Origin of the sequence: Bacillus cereus group sp. BfR-BA-01331, from assembly GCF_022663915.1 — a bacterium.
In the GTDB taxonomy this organism is placed as follows: Bacteria; Bacillota; Bacilli; order Bacillales; family Bacillaceae_G; genus Bacillus_A; species Bacillus_A mycoides.
The window spans coordinates 1-1,585 of record NZ_JAKUGJ010000105.1 but is presented as its reverse complement, the minus strand read 5'-3'; the positions used below and the strand labels follow the sequence as shown (position 1 = coordinate 1,585).

The following is a 1,585-nucleotide window of genomic DNA, read 5'->3' as shown; positions in this document are numbered from 1 at the left end:
GGATTTTCTTTCCTAACAACATCTTTTAAACGTTTTATTGAAGATAAAGCTAAATCCGAATCAAATCCAGCAAACGGTACTTCATCTTCAAAGTTTTCTTTCGTATATGATGCATCAATAGTTAACAACACTGGACCTGATTTTTCCGTCTCAATTAATAATGACTGATGCCCTGGCGTATGTCCCGGTGTATATATTAATTGCACACCTGGCACTACTTCATAATCCCCTTCAATGATTTTATAGTTTAAATTCGGCAATATACATTCTTTCAAATATTCCTCTCTGTGGAGTGCTACCTCATATTCAGCACGCTGTACAATAATTGGTGTATTTGTAAAAACGCCATTTCCTCCTGCATGATCAAAATGCAAGTGAGAACTAATGATATAAAGAAGATCTTCTGGCTCATATCCGGCACGCTTTAAAATATTTGCGATCCTATCGTTCTCATTCATTTTAGGTAAAACTTGTCCTTCAACAATTGTACCTTTAAAAAGATTCTCATTATTAAGAGCACTTTCTGGCATACCTGTATCTACTAAAATAAGTCCCTCTTCTGTCTCCAAAAGATAACACCAAACAGGTAAGTTTAGTAGTTTACCCGGTGTAAGTGTACTATTAACTGAAGAATGATCCAACATACAACGACCTGCTGGGAGGAAATAAAGCTTCTTTACTGTCATTATGTATCCACCTTTACAAATAATTTAGGATAAAACAATACACTATAATATTTCGCTTATTAGAAATAAACTCCTTCTCACCTTTCATTATTTCAACCATTATTTTTTCAATTGTTCACAACTTTTCATTACAAATTCAGTGATATTGGAAAGCCTATGCAGGAATTCAGTCCGCCTTTAGGCATAGGATAAAAGTGTCAACTTTCCGTAGAAAAGTTAACGTCAAGTAACTCCAAAATATACAATAAAGGTTGATTTTAGAGTTACTTTTCCACATTGGAATATCTTGTCTTATTCCCCTTTTTCGGTGGATGGGCAAAAACACCCTAATTCTAGAAATTCATCAGTTTCCATAAAACCAAACTTCTTATACACTGGTCTACCCATTTTTGAAGCCCCAAGCCATATTTGTGAGATACCTGAAATCTTAACTTCATCAACTAATTTAGTTAACAGCTTTGTTGCGATTCCTTGCCCACGATAATTTTCATTAGTATACATATTTGTGATATAAGCCTTTTTTCCAGTCTTATTGGTGTAACAAGGTGGAAATTCATAAAAAATTACTGCACCACAAGCTATAGTTTCTTCATTATCTTCCACTAGCCATTGAATTAAAGTACCTTCACTTAGTTTATTTTTAAAGAAAGCATATAGTTCTCTACCAATATCTATATTAGGTTCTATCCCCTCATCAACTAATTGCTTTTTTCTTAACTCGACCAATTTATCAATATCATCGATATTTGCTTTGCGATATTTCAAATTTTCACAACTCCTTTATAAAATTACAACTGACCAGCCCCATAGCATAATTAATTCTCATCATTTTACCATTGATTCTTATTAAACTAAACTGCCATTAAGTTATTTGGGGTATTTGCTCTTCTTTGCTTGAT

General features: G+C 33.4%; 2 protein-coding genes. Both read right to left on the bottom strand.

What is annotated here, in order from left to right; all coding sequences use genetic code 11:
• Positions 1–686: quorum-quenching N-acyl homoserine lactonase AiiA (aiiA, locus tag MR155_RS31060; RefSeq protein WP_242312102.1), on the bottom strand; the 686-nt coding region annotated here is incomplete at its 3' end.
• Positions 687–977: 291 nt separating this feature from the next.
• Positions 978–1,451, bottom strand: coding sequence for a GNAT family N-acetyltransferase (locus MR155_RS31055; RefSeq protein ID WP_003193530.1), 474 nt, complete (start codon positions 1,449–1,451; stop codon positions 978–980).
• Positions 1,452–1,585: the final 134 nt, after the last annotated feature.